Origin of the sequence: Streptomyces sp. NPDC007095 (assembly GCF_040634475.1) — a bacterium.
In the GTDB taxonomy this organism is placed as follows: Bacteria; Actinomycetota; Actinomycetes; order Streptomycetales; family Streptomycetaceae; genus Streptomyces.
Genome location: NZ_JBEYFS010000528.1, coordinates 1 through 961, shown reverse-complemented (window position 1 = coordinate 961; position 961 = coordinate 1). Strand labels below are relative to the sequence as shown.

General features: G+C 63.0%; 1 protein-coding gene. It reads left to right on the top strand.

What is annotated here, in order from left to right:
* The first annotated feature begins 568 nt into the window (after nt 1-568).
* On the top strand, nt 569-883 hold the full coding sequence (locus tag ABZ656_RS57985; RefSeq protein ID WP_360280838.1) for a hypothetical protein: 315 nt from the start codon (nt 569-571) through the stop codon (nt 881-883).
* Nucleotides 884-961 lie beyond the last annotated feature (78 nt).

The following is a 961-nucleotide window of genomic DNA, read 5'->3' as shown; positions in this document are numbered from 1 at the left end:
GGGGCGCCCTACCCCACCCGGTTTTGGCCAATTTGCGCTGTGGCCCTCCGGGCCCAAACCCGCCCCGGACACAGAGAGAGTGACCGAGCGTCAGACAACAACCGAATGTGTGGGAACCCTCCGGGCACCCACACACCCCAACACCCCATCAGGCGCCCACACAGACGCCTGACAGGCCACCAGGCCCCCGACACCCAGCGCGGCGACACCGGCGCCGCGCCACCGCCGACAGAGGCCCAGCCCGATCCCCGAGGCCGCCGCCCGACCACACCCCGCCCCCATTCCTCTACTCATTCATCTACGGTGCGGGAAAGTGGCAGCTGAGGGGATGTCAGACCCCCGACCATGCGCGGAGACCTTGGTTGACCTGCGGATACCTCACTCCCGCCTGAGAGGCTCGCGCAAGAGATGTTGCAAGAGAAGGCGCAGGAGTAGCCGCAAGAGAAGGCGCAAGAGATGTTGCAGGCTTCGGTGTTTCGGGTGCCTACGCCAGGTCGAAAGTGTATTATTGATTTTGAGTTCAGGCGGCAACCTGACTCAGGCTCAATCACCAACACGAGGAGCTCCCTTGGACACGGAAACCGTTGACGCGGTAAGCCGGCTCACGATCCACATTGCTGGAGAGCACGAGACCGACGCGTCTATCGGTCTGACGCTCATTCCCCTTCTCAAGATTCCGACTGCCATCATCGAATTCCGGCACCCTACCGGCGCGCGTGTGCGGTGGGAAGGCTGGTGCGAGGCCACCGAAATGCTTGACAGGATCTTTCCGGAGCAGGTTGACGCAGGCGAATTGCGTGAGCCCGAACTGACCATCAATTCGTTTGTGATCCTGGATGACGCGCCCCGTCACGCAAAGGTCCGGGCCAGGGCTTCGGCGTAGTCGCCGGGCGTCCGGTTCATGACGGTCTGCCAGGTTGATGCCCAGGGAGAGCGGAACAGGCACGGCTTCCAAGATCAT